Origin of the sequence: Mycobacterium sp. NPDC050551 (assembly GCF_040674075.1) — a bacterium.
GTDB lineage: Bacteria > Actinomycetota > Actinomycetes > Mycobacteriales > Mycobacteriaceae > Mycobacterium.
Map to the genome: position 1 here is coordinate 479,485 of NZ_JBFARC010000004.1, position 15,368 is coordinate 494,852.

A 15,368-nucleotide genomic window follows, 5' to 3' on the forward strand; every position below is an offset into this window, starting at 1 on the left:
AGTGACTGATACCAACCTGACCACCGCCGTCGAGGGAGGCGCGAAGCCGGGCTCGGCCCTCGCCGGCGCCAACAAGGGCGAGCAGTTCGCGTCGTTCGACGTGGCCGCCTTCGAGGTGCCCGGCGGCCGCGACGAGCTGTGGCGGTTCACCCCGCTGCGGCGGCTGCGCGGGCTGCACGACGGCTCGGCTCCCGCGACCGGGCGCGCCGCGATCGAGGTCACCGAGCGGCCGGGCGTGACGGTCGAGACGGTGCAGCGCGGCGACGACCGGCTCGGCCAGGCCGGGGTGCCCGCTGATCGTGTTGCGGCGCAAGCGTTCTCGTCGTTCGAGTCCGCGACCATCGTGACGGTCGCGCGCGACACCGAGGTGGCCGAGCCGATCGAGGTCGTCGTCAACGGCCCGGGCGAGGGCGCGGTGGCGTACGGACACCTGCAGATCCGCGTCGAGGAACTGGCGAGGGCCATCGTCGTCGTCGACCTGCGCGGCAGCGGAACCTACGCCGACAACGTCGAGATCCTCGTCGGCGACTCCGCAGGCGTCGGGGTGATCTGGATCGCCGACTGGGCCGACGACATGGTCCACGTCAGCGCGCATCACGCCCGGTTGGGCCGCGACGCCGTGCTCGGACACGTCAACGTCACCCTCGGCGGGGACGTCGTGCGCACCACCGCGACGGTGCGGTACACCGGCCCGGGCGGCGAAGCCCAGATGCTCGGCACCTACTTCGCCGACGACGGCCAGCACTTCGAGTCGCGACTGCTCGTCGACCACTCGCAGCCCAACTGCAAGTCCGACGTGCTCTACAAGGGCGCACTGCAGGGCGATCCGAACTCCGACCGGCCCGACGCGCACACGGTGTGGATCGGCGACGTGCTGATCCGCGCCGAGGCCACCGGCACCGACACCTTCGAGGTCAACCGCAACCTGGTGCTGACCGACGGGGCCCGCGCCGACTCGGTGCCGAACCTGGAGATCGAGACGGGCGAGATCGTCGGCGCCGGACATGCAAGCGCCACAGGGCGTTTCGACGACGAGCAGTTGTTCTACCTGAGGGCGCGCGGCATTCCCGAGGAGCAGGCCCGCCGGCTGGTGGTGCGCGGATTCTTCGGCGAGATCATCGCCAAGATCGCCGTCCCCGCCGTGCGCGAGCGCCTCACCGAAGCCATCGAACGAGAACTAGCGATCACGGAATCGAGAAGTAGCTGACATGACCACACTGGAAGTCAAGGACCTGCACGTCTCCGTCGTCTCCGCCGAGGACGGGACCGACATCCCGATCCTCAAGGGCGTCAACCTCACCGTGAAGTCGGGGGAGACCCACGCGGTGATGGGGCCCAACGGTTCGGGCAAGTCGACGCTGTCGTATGCGATTGCCGGGCACCCCAAGTACACCGTGACGTCCGGCTCGATCACCCTGGACGGCGAGGACGTCCTGGAGATGAGCATCGACGAGCGCGCCAGGGCTGGACTGTTCCTGGCCATGCAGTACCCGATCGAGGTGCCCGGGGTGTCGATGTCGAACTTCCTGCGCACCGCGGCCACCGCGGTGCGGGGCGAGGCGCCGAAGCTGCGGCACTGGGTCAAAGAGGTCAAGACCGCGATGAGCGACCTCGACATCGACCCGACCTTCTCCGAGCGCAGCGTCAACGAGGGCTTCTCCGGCGGCGAGAAGAAGCGTCACGAGATCCTGCAGCTCGGGCTGCTGAAGCCGAAGATCGCGATCCTCGACGAGACCGACTCGGGTCTCGACGTCGACGCGCTGCGCATCGTCAGCGAGGGTGTGAACCGCTACGCGGAGGCCGAGAACGGCGGCGTGCTGCTCATCACGCACTACACCCGGATCCTGCGCTACATCCAGCCGCAGTTCGTGCACGTGTTCGTCGGTGGCCGGATCATCGAGTCGGGCGGCCCCGAGCTGGCCGACGAGCTCGAGGAGAACGGCTACGAACGCTTCACCCACGCTCCGGCGGCGGGATCCTAGGCGGCGCGATGACGGCCTCCACGGAACGCCCGGCCCTGGCGGTGGACCTCGAGACGGTTCGGGCGGACTTCCCGATCCTGTCGCGGGTGATGCGCGGCGGCAACCAGTTGGCTTACCTCGACTCCGGTGCGACGTCGCAGAAGCCGCGGCAGGTGCTCGACGCCGAGCGTGACTTCCTCACCATGTTCAACGGTGCGGTGCACCGCGGTGCGCACCAGCTGATGGAGGAGTCCACCGACGCCTACGAGCAGGGCCGCGCCGACATCGCGGCCTTCGTCGGCGCCGACACCGACGAGCTGGTGTTCACCAAGAACGCCACCGAGTCGATCAACCTGGTGTCGTACGCGTTGGGGGACAACAGGTTCGAGGGCCGTGCCGTCGGACCCGGCGACGTCATCGTCACCACCGAACTCGAGCACCACGCGAACCTGATCCCGTGGCAGGAGCTGGCCCGCCGCACCGGTGCCACGCTGCGCTGGTTCGGCGTCACCGAGGACGGGCGCATCGACCTCGACTCGTTGCAGCTCGACGAGCGCGTGAAGATCGTCGCGTTCAGCCACCACTCCAATGTCACCGGCGCGATCGCCCCGGTCGCCGAGCTGGTGGCGCGGGCCAAGCAGGTCGGCGCGCTCACGCTGCTGGACGCCTGCCAGTCGGTGCCGCACCAGGCCGTCGACTTCCACGCGCTCGACGTCGACTACGCCGCGTTCTCGGGGCACAAGATGCTGGGCCCCACCGGAATCGGTGTGCTCTACGGCCGTCGGGAGCTGCTCGACGCGATGCCGCCCTTCATCACCGGCGGGTCGATGATCGAGACCGTCACGATGGAGGCCACCACCTACGCCCCGGCGCCGCAGCGCTTCGAGGCGGGCACCCCGATGACGTCACAGGTCGTCGGATTGGCCGCTGCCGCACGCTATCTCGATGCGCTGGGGATGGACGCCGTCGAGGCGCACGAGGCCCGACTGGTCGAAGCCGCCCTCGACGGGCTGGCCGGCATCCCGGGTGTCCGGGTCGTCGGGCCGACCGACATGGCCGACCGTGGTTCGCCGGTGAGCTTCGTCGTCGACGGCGTGCACGCCCACGACGTCGGGCAGGTGCTCGACGACGAGGGCGTCGCGGTGCGGGTGGGGCACCATTGCGCGTGGCCGCTGCACCGCCGCTTCGGCATCCACGCCACGGCCAGGGCGTCCTTCGCGGTGTACAACACGCCCGACGAGGTGGACCGGTTGGTCGCGGGGATCAAGCGGGCCGGCGAGTTCTTCGGGCGGGATTGAGCGCACCGTGCGGATGGAGCAGATGTACCAGGAGGTGATCCTGGACCACTACAAACACCCGCACCACCGCGGACTGCGCGAACCCTTCGGCGCCGAGGTGCACCACGTGAACCCGACGTGCGGTGACGAGGTCACGCTGCGGGTGGCGCTGTCGGAGGATGGCGGGACGGTCGAGGACATCTCGTACGACGGTCAGGGCTGCTCCATCAGCCAGGCCGCCACGTCGGTGCTCACCGACCAGGTGATCGGCCAGAGTGTCGACCAGGCACTGTCGACCGTCGCGGCGTTCACCGAGATGGTGTCGTCGCGCGGCGCCGTCGAGGGCGACGAGGACGTGATCGGCGACGGCGTGGCGTTCGCGGGCGTGGCCAAATACCCGGCGAGGGTGAAGTGTGCGCTGCTGGGCTGGACGGCTTTCAAGGCCGCGCTGGCGCAGGCGTCAGAAGAATTCGAGGAGGCAGGATGACCGCACCCGATGAGCTGTTGGCCGATCTGGAGGAGGCGATGCGTGACGTCGTCGATCCCGAACTCGGCATCAACGTCGTCGACCTCGGCCTGGTGTACGGGCTGAACATCGAGGAGGGCGACGGCGGCAACGTCGCGCTGATCGACATGACGCTGACCTCGGCGGCGTGCCCGTTGACCGATGTGATCGAGGACCAGTCGCGCAACGCACTCGTGGGTGCAGGGCTGGTCGACGAGATCAAGATCAATTGGGTGTGGAATCCGCCGTGGGGTCCGGACAAGATCACCGAGGACGGCCGCGAACAGCTGCGGGCGCTCGGCTTCACCGTCTGACGCGTCGAATCTGCCGGTCAGCCGGCCGCACCGGGGCACAATGACCGGATGGTCACCGTACCTGCGGCGGTGTGGCGCGGCGGACCCGTCGCCCGGGCGCTGACGGTCGGCGCCGCCGTCGGCGTGTTCCTCGGGGTGCTCGCCTGGCTCGACTCGGGTCAGGTCGTGGCCGGCGTGGTCGTCACCGTCGTCGTGGGCGGGGCCTATGGCATCGTGATGCAACGCCGGATGGCGCGGTTCTGGCCGGGCGCCGCGGCGCTCACCGGCGACGAGCGGGTGGCCGTCGCCCGCGCCGCACGCCGTGGCGAACCGGTCGGATCACCGCGCCTCGCGCAGGCGCTCGCCGAGTACGGATCGGGTATGCGCGCGGCTGCCGAGACGGCCCGGCCGTACCGCTGGCTGATCCCGTTGGTCCTCGTCGTCGGGGTGGTGATGGCTGTGTGGGACGCGTTCTACGGCACCTGGGGCAACGCCGTGGTCTCGGCGATCTATCTCGCGCTGCTGCTGCTGGAGGTGTTCTGGTGGCCGCGGCGGCAGCGGCACCTGCTGGCCAACGCGGATCGCGCCGCGGGCGGGTAGTCATTTCGTATGAGCCCCGATTACGTCGCCACCCGCAGGCAGCTGCGCGGTGTCGCCGAGAGCCTGATCGCCGGTCCGCAGCATCGCGCGGCGGGCACCATCCGCCTGGCGGTGCGGCCCGACGGCTTCACCGGTGTCTCGCTGCCGATCGCCGTGGAGGGCACGGAGCTGGTGTGGCCGCAGGGCAGCGCTGCGCTGGCCGGTCCGGTCGGTGCGCTCGCCACCGCCGCGGGCATCACGGCGGGTCCGCCCGAAGGTGTCTACGACATCGTCGACCCACTGGCCGCCGACGCGGTGCTCGACATCGACCCGGCGGCGGCCGATCTGCTGTACCGCAGCCTCTACGCCGGTGGCTTCGCCATCAAACACGCTCTGCCCGAACAGCATCCGGTGCTCTGGCCGGAGCACTTCGACGTCGCGGTCACCGAGGGCGAGGTGAACTACGGCGTCTCGGCCGGCGACGACCAACACCCCACGCCCTATGCCTACGTCGGCCCGTGGACCGCACGGCACGGCCCGTTCTGGAACGCACCGTTCGGGGCGCTGCTGGCCCTCGACCCCGCCGACGACGTGGACGAACTGTCCCGGCGGATCGCGGATTTCTTCGCCGAGGGCCGCGCCCGCGCCTCCGACCGCTGACCCGCAGGCAGGCGTGAACCGGCCGGCCGGCGGGAACAAGCATGTGGAACCCAACGTTAGGACAGTCGTGACAACGCAAGACATCACCGCAGAACAGTTCAACGACACCATCAACGACAACGACATCGTGCTGGTGGATTTCTGGGCGTCGTGGTGCGGGCCGTGTCGCGCGTTCGCGCCCACCTTCGCGGCTTCGGCCGAGAAGCACCCCGACGTCGTGCACGCCAAGGTGGACACCGAGGCCGAGCAGGAGCTGGCGCAGGCCGCCGACATCCGCTCGATCCCGACCCTGATGGTCTTCAAGAAGGGCAAGCTGGTGTTCAACCAGGCCGGCGCGCTACCGCCGGCGGCTCTCGAGGATCTGGTGCAGAAGGTCAGGGAGTTCGACGTCGACGCGGCGATCGCCGCCCAGGACGACGGCGCGCAGGCCTAGCTGCCCGGGGGCTCGCGCCTGGCCCCGCGATAGCGTGCTCGGGTGACCGAAGCACAGCAGTTCGTCCTCGTCGACCGGCCGCGCCCGCAGGTGGCGCTGGTGACGCTCAACCGGCCCGAACGCATGAACTCGATGGCGTTCGACGTGATGGTTCCGCTGCGCGACGTGCTCGCCGAGCTGAGCCACGACAACTCGGTGCGCGCCGTGGTGCTCACCGGAGCGGGACGGGGCTTCTCCTCGGGCGCCGACCACAAGTCGGCGGGCTCGGTGCCGCACATCGACGGGCTCACCCGGCCGACGTTCGCCCTGCGGTCCATGGAGGTCCTCGACGAGGTGATCCTGGCGCTGCGCAAGCTCCACCAGCCGGTGATCGCGGCGGTCAACGGCGCCGCGATCGGCGGTGGGCTGTGTCTGGCGCTGGCCGCCGACATCCGCGTCGCGGCCACCGGCGCCTACTTCCGCGCCGCGGGAATCAACAACGGCCTGACGGCCAGCGAGCTGGGGCTGTCCTACCTGCTGCCCCGCGCGATCGGCTCGTCGCGGGCGTTCGAGATCATGCTCACCGGCCGTGACGTCGACAGCGCGGAAGCCGAGCGGATCGGCCTGGTGTCCCGCACGGTGCCCGAGGACGAGCTGCTCGAGGCGTGCTTCGACATAGCCCAGGGCATCGCCGCGTTCTCCCGTCCCGGTGTCGAGCTGACCAAGCGCACGCTGTGGTCCGGGCTGGACGCAGGCAGCCTCGAGGGACACATGCAGGCCGAGGGACTGGGGCAGCTGTTCGTGCGCCTGCTGACCGCCAACTTCGAGGAGGCGGTCGCCGCGCGTGCGGAGAAACGCCCGGCGGTGTTCACCGACGACAAGCCCTAGTCGCTTCCCCGGGGCGGTGTGACGGCGGTCATCGGGTTGGCGTCTCCGGCCGGGCTGCGACTACCCTTGATGGGCTCACGGCTAACCGTGAACTCACCACATCAGCACCCCGCTTAGGAGCAGCCGTGATCACCGCAACGGACCTCGAGGTCCGCGCCGGGGCGCGCACCCTGCTCTCCACCGACGGCGCCGCGCTGCGCGTGCAGCCGGGCGACCGCATCGGTCTGGTGGGCCGCAACGGCGCGGGCAAGACCACCACGATGCGCATCCTGGCCGGCGAGGGCGAGCCGTACGCCGGCACGATCGCCAGGACCGGCGAGATCGGTTACCTGCCACAGGATCCTCGTGAAGGTGACCTCGACATGCTGGCGCGCGACCGGGTGCTCTCGGCGCGGGGTCTGGACACCCTGCTGGCCGACCTGGAGAAGCAACAGCTTCTGATGGCCGAGGTCGCCGACGACGCCACCCGGGACAAGGCGGTGCGTCGCTACGGTCAGCTCGAGGAGCGCTTCGCCGCGCTGGGTGGTTACGCCGCCGAGAGCGAAGCGGCGCGGATCTGCGCGAGCCTCGGCCTTGCCGAACGGATCCTGACGCAACCACTGCGGACGCTGTCCGGCGGTCAGCGACGGCGGGTCGAACTGGCTCGCATCCTCTTCGCGGCGTCCGACACGGGTTCGGGATCGGACACCACGCTCCTGCTCGACGAGCCGACCAACCACCTCGATGCCGACTCCATCGGCTGGTTGCGCGCCTTCCTGCAGAACCACTCCGGTGGGCTCGTGGTGATCAGCCACGACGTGGACCTGCTCGCCGACGTCGTCAACCGGGTGTGGTTCCTCGACGCGGTGCGCGGGGAGGCCGACGTCTACAACATGGGCTGGCAGAAGTATCTCGACGCCCGCGCCACCGACGAGCAGCGTCGCCGCCGGGAGCGGGCGAACGCGGAGAAGAAGGCGTCCGCGCTGCGTACCCAGGCCGCCAAGATGGGCGCCAAGGCCACCAAAGCCGTCGCCGCGCAGAACATGCTGCGCCGCGCGGAGCGGATGATCGCCGAGCTCGACGACGAGCGGGTGGCCGACAAGGTCGCGAAGATCCGGTTTCCGACGCCCGCGGTGTGCGGTCGGACGCCGCTGGTGGCCAAGGGGCTGACCAAGACCTACGGTTCGCTGGAGATCTTCACCGGCGTCGACCTGGCGATCGACAAGGGCTCGCGCGTCGTCGTACTCGGCCTCAACGGTGCGGGCAAGACGACGCTGCTGAGGATCCTGGCCGGGGTGGAGAAAGCCGACGCCGGTGCCATCGAACCCGGCCACGGCCTGAAGATCGGATACTTCGCCCAGGAGCACGACACCATCGACGGGAACGCCTCGGTGTGGGAGAACATCCGTTATGCCGCCCCCGACACCGGCGAACAGGATCTGCGAGGCCTGTTGGGCGCGTTCATGTTCAGCGGTGCGCAGCTGGACCAGCCGGCCGGCACACTCTCCGGCGGCGAGAAGACCCGACTGGCGCTCGCCGGACTGGTCGCGTCCACGGCGAACGTCCTCCTGCTCGACGAGCCGACGAACAACCTCGACCCCGCATCGCGTGAACAGGTGCTCGACGCGCTGCGCAGCTACGTCGGCGCCGTCGTGCTGGTGACGCACGACCCGGGCGCCGCCGAGGCCCTCGACCCGCAGCGGGTGGTGTTGTTGCCGGACGGCACCGAGGACTTCTGGTCCGACGAGTACCGCGATCTCATCGAACTGGCGTAGCCAGAAAGCGAACCCTTTGTGGAATTCGCCCCGCCTCCTGGTTGACAGTTCCTAACCTGGGTACTCGACGGGACGGTCGGGGCTAACACGGCGGGGAGATGTCGATGAAAGATGCCAACAAGTCCCGGGAGCAGTTGCTGACGGAGCTTCGTAGCGCATACGAGAGCGGAGCGAGCATTCGCTCCCTGGTGACCAAAACGGGGCGGTCCTACGGGTCGGTGCACAGCATGCTGCGCGAAGCGGGTGTCACGATGCGCAGCCGGGGCGGGCCGAATCACCGGACCCGCCGCGCCAGCTGACGATCACTTCTGCCGCACCGACGCCTCGACGAGGTCCAGCACCGCGCTGAGTTTCTCGGGGTCGTCGCCTGACGCGAGTCGTGCGACGATGCCGTCGAGGACCAGATCCAGGTACATGTGCAGCACCTCGCTGGGAACGTCGTCGCGCAACCGGCCGGCCTGCTTCTGGCGACGCAACCGCTCGGTGATCGCCGTGGTCAACTCCGCCGACCGCTCCGACCACCCCCGGTGGAAGGCGGGATCGTTGCGGAGTTTGCGCGCGATCTCCAGCCGGGTGGCCAGCCAGTCGAACTGTTCGGGTGCCGCCAGCAAGTCGCGCATCACCTGGATGAGGCCCTCGCGCGACGCCACCTCCGCCATCCGCTCGGCGTCCTCACGGGCCAGTTCGAAGAACAGCGTGTCCTTGTCCCGGAAGTGATGGAAGATCGCGCCGCGCGACAGCCCGATGGTCTGTTCGAGCCGCCGCACGGTCGCGTTCTCGTATCCGTTCTCGGCGAAGCAGCGTCGAGCGCCGTCGAGGATCTGGCGGCGGCGGGCCGCCAGATGGTCGTCCGTTACCCGCGGCAAGGGTCAACTCCTCGTGCAGCGCTCGCCGGCACGTGCTACTTGGACTGCAGCATGTTGCGCAGCACGTACTGCAGGATGCCGCCGTTGCGGTAGTAGTCCGCCTCCCCGGGGGTGTCGATGCGCACCACGGCGTCGAACTCGATGGGATCGCCACCGTCCTTGGTGGCTTTGACGTGCACTGTCTTGGGCGTCTTGCCCTCGTTGAGGTCCTCGATCCCGGTGATGTCGAAGGTCTCGGTGCCGTCCAGCTTCAACGACGCCGCCGACTCGCCTTCGGGGAATTGCAGCGGGATCACGCCCATGCCGATCAAGTTCGACCGGTGGATGCGCTCGAAGGACTCGACGATCACCGCCCGCACACCGAGCAGCGACGTGCCCTTGGCCGCCCAGTCGCGCGACGACCCGGAGCCGTACTCCTTGCCGCCCAGCACGACCAGGGGAGTGCCCTGCTCCGCGTAGTTCTGCGCGGCGTCGTAGATGAACGCCTGCGGCGCATCGTCCTGGGTGAAATCGCGGGTGTAGCCGCCGGACACGTCGTCGAGCAACTGGTTCTTCAGCCGGATGTTGGCGAAGGTGCCGCGGATCATCACCTCGTGATTGCCGCGGCGCGACCCGTAGGAGTTGTAGTCCTTCTTGTCCACGCCGTGTTCGTCGAGGTACTGCGCCGCGGGGGTGCCGGGCTTGATGCTGCCCGCCGGCGAGATGTGGTCGGTGGTCACCGAGTCGCCCAGAAGTGCCAGGACGCGGGCGCCGGTGATGTCGGTGACCGGCTCGGGCTCGGGGGGCATCCCGTCGAAGTACGGAGGCTTGCGCACGTACGTCGAATCCTGGTCCCAGTCGAACGTGTCGCCGCTGGGGGTGGGCAGGTTGCGCCACCGCTCGTCGCCCTTGAACACGTCGGCGTAGTTCTTGACGAACATCTCGGTGTTGATCGCCGAGGCGATGGTGTCGGTGATGTCCTGCTGCGTCGGCCAGATGTCCTTGAGGAACACGTCGTTGCCGTCGTCGTCCTGGCCCAGCGGGTCGGATTCGAAGTCGAAGTCCATGGTGCCGGCCAGCGCGTAGGCGATGACCAGTGGCGGGGAGGCCAGGTAGTTCATCTTCACGTCGGGGTTGATCCGGCCCTCGAAGTTGCGGTTGCCGGACAGCACCGCGGTGACCGACAGGTCGGCGTCGTTGATCGCCTTGCTGATGTCCTCCGGCAGCGGACCGGAGTTACCGATGCAGGTGGTACACCCGTAGCCGACCAGGTAGAAGCCCAGCTTCTCCAGATACGGCCACAGCCCGGCCTTGTCGTAGTAGTCGGTGACCACCTGCGAACCCGGCGCCATCGTGGTCTTCACCCACGGCTTGGTGGTCAGGCCCTTGTCGACGGCGTTCTTGGCCAGCAGCGCCGCACCGAGCATCACCTCGGGGTTGGAGGTGTTGGTGCAGGACGTGATCGCCGCGATCACCACCGCGCCGTGGTCGATGATGCAGTTGCCCACCTCGGCGGATTCGATCTTCACCGGCTTGGTGGGCCGGCCCTCGGCGCCGTTGGCAGCGGAGGGTCGCGCGTCCACTGACTTCTCGTCGGCGAACGACAGCGACACCGGGTCACTGCCCGGGAACGTCTCCTCGACCGCCTCGTCGACGTTGGAGTGCTCGGCGGAGTTGCCGTTCTCGACGTAGTTGTGGATGTCCTTGCGGAACGCCGACTTCGCGTCGTCGAGTGCGATGCGGTCCTGCGGGCGCTTGGGCCCGGCGATCGAGGGCACCACGTCGGCCAGGTCGAGTTCCAGGTACTCGGAGAACTTCGGCTCGCGGGATGGGTCGTGCCACATACCCTGTTCCTTGGCGTACGCCTCGACCAGCGCCAGCTTCTCGTCGCTGCGACCGGTCATCCTCAGGTAGTCGATCGTCACCTCGTCGATCGGGAAAATGGCTGCGGTGGAGCCGAACTCGGGGCTCATGTTGCCCAACGTGGCCCGGTTGGCCAGCGGCACCTCGGCGACGCCCTCACCGTAGAATTCGACGAACTTGCCGACCACGCCGTGCTTGCGCAGCATCTCGGTGACCGTGAGCACCACGTCGGTGGCGGTCACGCCGGGGCGGCGCTCGCCCGACAGCTTGAAGCCGACGACGCGGGGGATGAGCATCGACACCGGCTGGCCCAGCATGGCGGCCTCGGCCTCGATGCCGCCGACGCCCCAGCCCAGCACGCCGACGCCGTTCTCCATGGTGGTGTGGCTGTCGGTGCCGACGCAGGTGTCGGGGTAGGCGACCCCGTCGCGCTCCATGACGACGCTGGCCAGGTACTCGATGTTGACCTGGTGGACGATTCCCGTGCCGGGCGGGACGACCTTGAAGTCGTCGAAGGCGCCCTGTCCCCAGCGCAGGAACTGGTAGCGCTCGCCGTTGCGCTCGTACTCGATCTCCACGTTGCGCTCGAAGGCGTTCGCGGTGCCGAACAGGTCGGCGATCACCGAGTGGTCGATCACCAGGTCGGCCGGCGCCAGCGGGTTGACCTGCTGCGGGTCGCCGCCCAGGTCGCCCACGGCCTCACGCATGGTGGCCAGGTCGACGATGCACGGCACACCGGTGAAGTCCTGCATGATGACGCGCGCCGGGGTGAACTGGATCTCGATGCTGGGATCGGCCTCCGGGTCCCACTTGGCGATCGCCTCGATGTGGTCCTTGGTGATGTTGGTGCCGTCCTCGGTGCGCAGCAGGTTCTCCGCGAGCACCTTGAGGCTGTAGGGCAGCTTGTCGGTGCCCTCCACCGCGTCGAGGCGGTAGATCTCGTATTTTTTGTCCCCGACTGTCAGCGTGTCGCGGGCTCCGAACGAATTCACCGAATCCTTGCTGCTCACTTCAACTCCCGGCTGTCAACGTGCCGCGACGGGCTGTGTCGGCGGCGTTCCGATTCTAACAGTACGCTTGTCCTGCAAAGAACCCAAGGGGGGTTTGTCCAGTCTCGTCGCCCCCGGTGGTGCGTGCCACCGGACGGGTACCCACCCTCGTGCCGGGGACTCACCCCGGGTCGCTTCGCTCCTGCCCGCCGACTCGATTCGGTACCTTCCTCCTGTGACCGGACCTCACGTGCCGCCGTTCCTGCCCGCCTTCATCCCGCAGGAGTTGTGTCAGACCGTCGGCGTGGACCCCGCGCAACCCGGAGCCATCGCCACGTGCGTCGACATCGTCCGCGCCGACGTGGACGGTGACGGCGTGAGCGCCCGGGGAGCATCGCCCGAACAGGTCGCGGCGCTGCAACAGGTGGTCACCGACGCCCGGGCCGACGGCATCGACCTCAAGGTCGTCGTCCTGGACCGCAACCCCGCGATCGACACGCCACTGCGCGACGTCGCCACCGAGATCGGCGAGGTCTACCCGGATTCGACGGTGCTCGTCCTGAGCCCCTCCTATGCCGGCACGTACAGCACGACGTTCGACCGCGTCACGCTCGAGGCGGGCCAGGACCTCGCCAAGACGGGCGACCCGGTGCAGTCGTCCGCCAATTTCGTCAGCCAGTTGCAAACCGGGGATTTCCCCTGGACGGCATTGACGATTGTGCTTGTCGTCGGGGTGCTCGCGGCGACCGTTGCCACGCGGTTGCTGCAGATACGCGGCAAACGTGCTCATGCACGTCGAAACACGGAAAGTGTTGTGCAGCAGCCCTAGTGGTTGTGCCGCAGTGATGGCGGCAAATTACAAACATCACAATTCGGTCACGCCCAATTCAATTACATGCTTGTAATTTGTGACTTAAGTTTCTTTAGCGTCCATTGTGACGTACGGTGCGTTCGGTGCCTATTGATGCAGTTGTGCAGGATGTGACTGACGCGATCAGAGGTGCCGCTGTGACTGCGTATCGCCGCGCGTCCGTTGATCTCGAGGAGACCTGAGTCGACATGAGAACCTTCTCTCGCGCCTCGGCGTACCGGATCTGCGCACTGCCCCTCGCTGCGGGCATGCTGCTCGCCACCGCACTGTGGAGTGGCCCGGTGGCCGCGGCGGACCCCAACGGCGCCCCCGGAGTCGCCAGCCTGGTGGCGGAGGTCGCCAACGCCAATCAGGAACTGCAGGAACTCGGCGCCGCCGTGCAGGCCCAGCAGGAGAGCGTGAACAAGGCGATCGTCGACGTCCAGACCGCCCGCGACGCGGCCGCCGCCGCACAGCGCGAGGTCGAGGCGAGCCGCACCGGCATCGAGGACGCCAACATCGCCATCACCGCCGCCCAGAAGCGCTTCGACACCTTCGCGGCGGCCACCTACGTCAACGGCCCGTCGAGCTCCTACCTGACGGCGTCCGACCCGGCGGACGTCATCTCCACCGCCGCCACCGGCCAGGCACTCTCGACGAGTTCGCAGCAGGTGCTCGCGAATCTGCAGCGGGCCCGCACCGAACAGGTGAACAGGGAGTCGGCGGCACGGCTGGCCAAGCAGAAGGCCGACGATGCCGCGGCCGCTGCACAGGTCAGCCAGGATGCCGCGGTCACGGAGCTGACCCAGGCTCAGGGCACCTTCGGCTCCCAGCAGGCCGAGCTGACCCGGCTGACCGCCGAGCGGAGTGCCGCCCAGGCGCGGCTCGAGCAGGCCAGGGCGGCGAATCCCGGACCGGCGCCCGCGGGCACGCCTGCGCCGCTCGCCCGCAACACCGATCCCGCGGGCAATTGGGACCGCGCCGCAGCGACGGCGCCCGGAGGCGCGAAATGGGACACCGCGTGGGATCCCACCCTGCCGGCGATCCCCAGCGCGTTCGTCAGCGGCGACCCGATCGCGATCATCAACACGGTGCTCGGCATCTCGTCGACGTCGGCTCAGCTCACCCAGCAGATGGGTCGCGGCTTCCTGCAGAAGATGGGCCTGCTGCCCACGCCAACCGGCTACACCAACGGCGCGATCCCACGCGTCTACGGCAGGCAGGCCACCGAGTACGTCATCAAACGCATGGGGTCGCAGATGGGCGTGCCCTACTCCTGGGGCGGCGGCAACGCCAACGGCCCGAGCCGTGGGATCGACTCCGGCGCCGGCACCGTGGGGTTCGATTGCTCCGGTCTGATGTTGTACGGCTTCGCCGGTGTCGGCATCAAGCTCGACCACTACTCGGGTTCGCAGTACAACGCGGGCCAGAAGGTGCCGTCATCGCAGATGCGCCGGGGCGACATGATCTTCTACGGACCCAACGCCAGCCAGCACGTGGCGATGTACCTCGGCAACGGCCAGATGCTGGAGGCGCCCTACACGGGTTCCCACGTCAAGGTCTCCGCAGTCCGGACGAGCGGTATGACGCCATACGTGACCCGTCTCATCGAGTGGTGAACCGAGTGCTCCTGTTCTTCCGCAATACTTTCGGCTGCGCGAAAGGTCTTGCTGTGCTCGTCGCGGCGATCGCGCTGGCGTTCGGCCTCGCGATGCCCGCCACCGCCGCGCCCGATGACGGCCAGTGGGATCCCACGCTGCCGAAGCTGATCAGCGCCGGCGCACCCGGTGACCCGCTCGCCATCGCCAACGCGTCGCTGGCGGCCACCGCGCAGGCCACCGAGGTCACCATGGGCCTCGGCAAGAAGTTCCTGCAGAACATCGGCCTGGCACCCAAGGACGCCGTGCCCGCCGGTGTGGCGCCCGGCGTCGTGCGCGGCCCGCAGGCCGTCGAGTACGTCATCCGCCGCGGCGCCTCCCAGATGGGCGTGCCCTACTCCTGGGGCGGCGGCAAGCCCAACGGCCCCAGCCGCGGCATCGACTCCGGAGCCAACACCGTCGGCTTCGACTGCTCGGGATTCACCCAGTTCTCGTTCGCCGGGGTGGGCGTGCTCATCCCGAAGTACTCCGGCGACCAGTACGACACCGGCCGCAGGGTGCCGCTGGCCCAGGGCAAGCGGGGCGACCTGCTGTTCTGGGGCCCCGGCGGCAGCCAGCACGTCGCCATCTACCTCGGCGGCGGGCAGATGCTCGAGGCGTCGGGCAGCGCGGGCAAAGTCACCGTGAGCCCGCTGCGCAAATCGGGTCTGCAGCCCTACGTCGCGCGGATCATCGAGTACTGACCGCAACCTGAGGGCAGCCTGAGGCATCGTGGGCGACGTCGACGGATTCCGGACTGCCTGGAATAGTTGACGGCGGGCACCTGACCGGCCCGGCAGAATGCGTGTTGACGCAGTGAGAACGGCGTCGTGACCAGACAGCACATTGGGAGGA

16 protein-coding genes are annotated in these 15,368 nt (G+C 68.6%); 14 read left to right on the top strand and 2 right to left on the bottom strand.

Going from position 1 to position 15,368, the window contains the following annotated elements; translation table 11 throughout:
- Positions 1-16 precede the first annotated feature (16 nt).
- The 11 genes from sufD (at position 17) to AB0K11_RS18860 (ending at position 8,628) form a co-directional block, all read left to right on the top strand.
- A complete protein-coding gene (sufD, locus tag AB0K11_RS18810) occupies positions 17-1,207 on the top strand; it encodes a Fe-S cluster assembly protein SufD (protein WP_364980490.1) in 1,191 nt (396 codons plus the stop codon).
- A 1-nt stretch (position 1,208) separates the two neighbouring features.
- Positions 1,209-1,982 carry a Fe-S cluster assembly ATPase SufC gene (sufC, locus tag AB0K11_RS18815; protein WP_364979843.1) on the top strand — a complete coding sequence of 258 codons (774 nt, stop codon included), beginning with the start codon at positions 1,209-1,211 and terminating at the stop codon, positions 1,980-1,982.
- An 8-nt stretch (positions 1,983-1,990) separates the two neighbouring features.
- Positions 1,991-3,259, top strand: coding sequence for a cysteine desulfurase (locus AB0K11_RS18820; protein WP_364979846.1), 1,269 nt, complete (start codon positions 1,991-1,993; stop codon positions 3,257-3,259).
- Positions 3,260-3,272: 13 nt separating this feature from the next.
- Positions 3,273-3,725 (top strand): Fe-S cluster assembly sulfur transfer protein SufU, encoded by a 453-nt coding sequence (gene sufU, locus AB0K11_RS18825; RefSeq protein ID WP_364980493.1) that lies wholly within the window; start codon positions 3,273-3,275, stop codon positions 3,723-3,725.
- Complete coding sequence (locus tag AB0K11_RS18830; RefSeq protein ID WP_264013834.1) at positions 3,722-4,057, top strand: metal-sulfur cluster assembly factor; 336 nt, start codon at positions 3,722-3,724, stop codon at positions 4,055-4,057. Before sufU ends, AB0K11_RS18830 begins: the two co-directional genes overlap by 4 nt.
- Before the next feature lie 48 nt (positions 4,058-4,105).
- Entirely contained in the window at positions 4,106-4,636 is a 531-nt protein-coding gene (locus AB0K11_RS18835; protein WP_364979850.1) for a hypothetical protein, read from the top strand.
- A 9-nt stretch (positions 4,637-4,645) separates the two neighbouring features.
- A complete protein-coding gene (locus AB0K11_RS18840) occupies positions 4,646-5,275 on the top strand; it encodes a hypothetical protein (RefSeq protein ID WP_364979854.1) in 630 nt (209 codons plus the stop codon).
- A gap of 67 nt (positions 5,276-5,342) precedes the next feature.
- Entirely contained in the window at positions 5,343-5,708 is a 366-nt protein-coding gene (gene trxA / locus AB0K11_RS18845) for a thioredoxin (protein WP_364979857.1), read from the top strand.
- Between the two features lie 42 nt (positions 5,709-5,750).
- On the top strand, positions 5,751-6,575 hold the full coding sequence (locus AB0K11_RS18850; protein WP_364979860.1) for an enoyl-CoA hydratase: 825 nt from the start codon (positions 5,751-5,753) through the stop codon (positions 6,573-6,575).
- 125 nt (positions 6,576-6,700) lie between these two features.
- Positions 6,701-8,329 (top strand): ABC-F family ATP-binding cassette domain-containing protein, encoded by a 1,629-nt coding sequence (locus tag AB0K11_RS18855; protein WP_364979863.1) that lies wholly within the window; start codon positions 6,701-6,703, stop codon positions 8,327-8,329.
- Between the two features lie 104 nt (positions 8,330-8,433).
- Entirely contained in the window at positions 8,434-8,628 is a 195-nt protein-coding gene (locus AB0K11_RS18860; RefSeq protein WP_364979866.1) for a helix-turn-helix domain-containing protein, read from the top strand.
- A gap of 3 nt (positions 8,629-8,631) precedes the next feature.
- Here the strand turns inward: AB0K11_RS18860 and AB0K11_RS18865 are convergent, their stop codons facing one another.
- Together AB0K11_RS18865 and acnA are read right to left on the bottom strand one after the other, a co-directional pair.
- The gene (locus AB0K11_RS18865) at positions 8,632-9,195 is read right to left on the bottom strand and encodes a helix-turn-helix domain-containing protein (RefSeq protein ID WP_364979869.1); all 564 of its coding nucleotides are present in this window, start codon (positions 9,193-9,195) and stop codon (positions 8,632-8,634) included.
- Positions 9,196-9,230: 35 nt separating this feature from the next.
- Entirely contained in the window at positions 9,231-12,047 is a 2,817-nt protein-coding gene (gene acnA, locus AB0K11_RS18870; protein WP_364979872.1) for an aconitate hydratase AcnA, read from the bottom strand.
- Between the two features lie 214 nt (positions 12,048-12,261).
- On the opposite strand from acnA, the gene AB0K11_RS18875 reads away from it, so the two are divergent.
- The 3 genes from AB0K11_RS18875 to ripB all read left to right on the top strand — a co-directional run bounded on the left by AB0K11_RS18875 (position 12,262) and on the right by ripB (position 15,217).
- Positions 12,262-12,855 carry a DUF6676 family protein gene (locus AB0K11_RS18875; RefSeq protein ID WP_364979875.1) on the top strand — a complete coding sequence of 198 codons (594 nt, stop codon included), beginning with the start codon at positions 12,262-12,264 and terminating at the stop codon, positions 12,853-12,855.
- A gap of 230 nt (positions 12,856-13,085) precedes the next feature.
- Positions 13,086-14,495: an NlpC/P60 family peptidoglycan endopeptidase RipA gene (ripA, locus tag AB0K11_RS18880; protein WP_364979878.1), complete on the top strand. Its 1,410-nt coding sequence runs from the start codon at positions 13,086-13,088 to the stop codon at positions 14,493-14,495.
- 92 nt (positions 14,496-14,587) lie between these two features.
- The gene (ripB, locus tag AB0K11_RS18885) at positions 14,588-15,217 is read left to right on the top strand and encodes an NlpC/P60 family peptidoglycan endopeptidase RipB (protein WP_364980496.1); all 630 of its coding nucleotides are present in this window, start codon (positions 14,588-14,590) and stop codon (positions 15,215-15,217) included.
- Positions 15,218-15,368 lie beyond the last annotated feature (151 nt).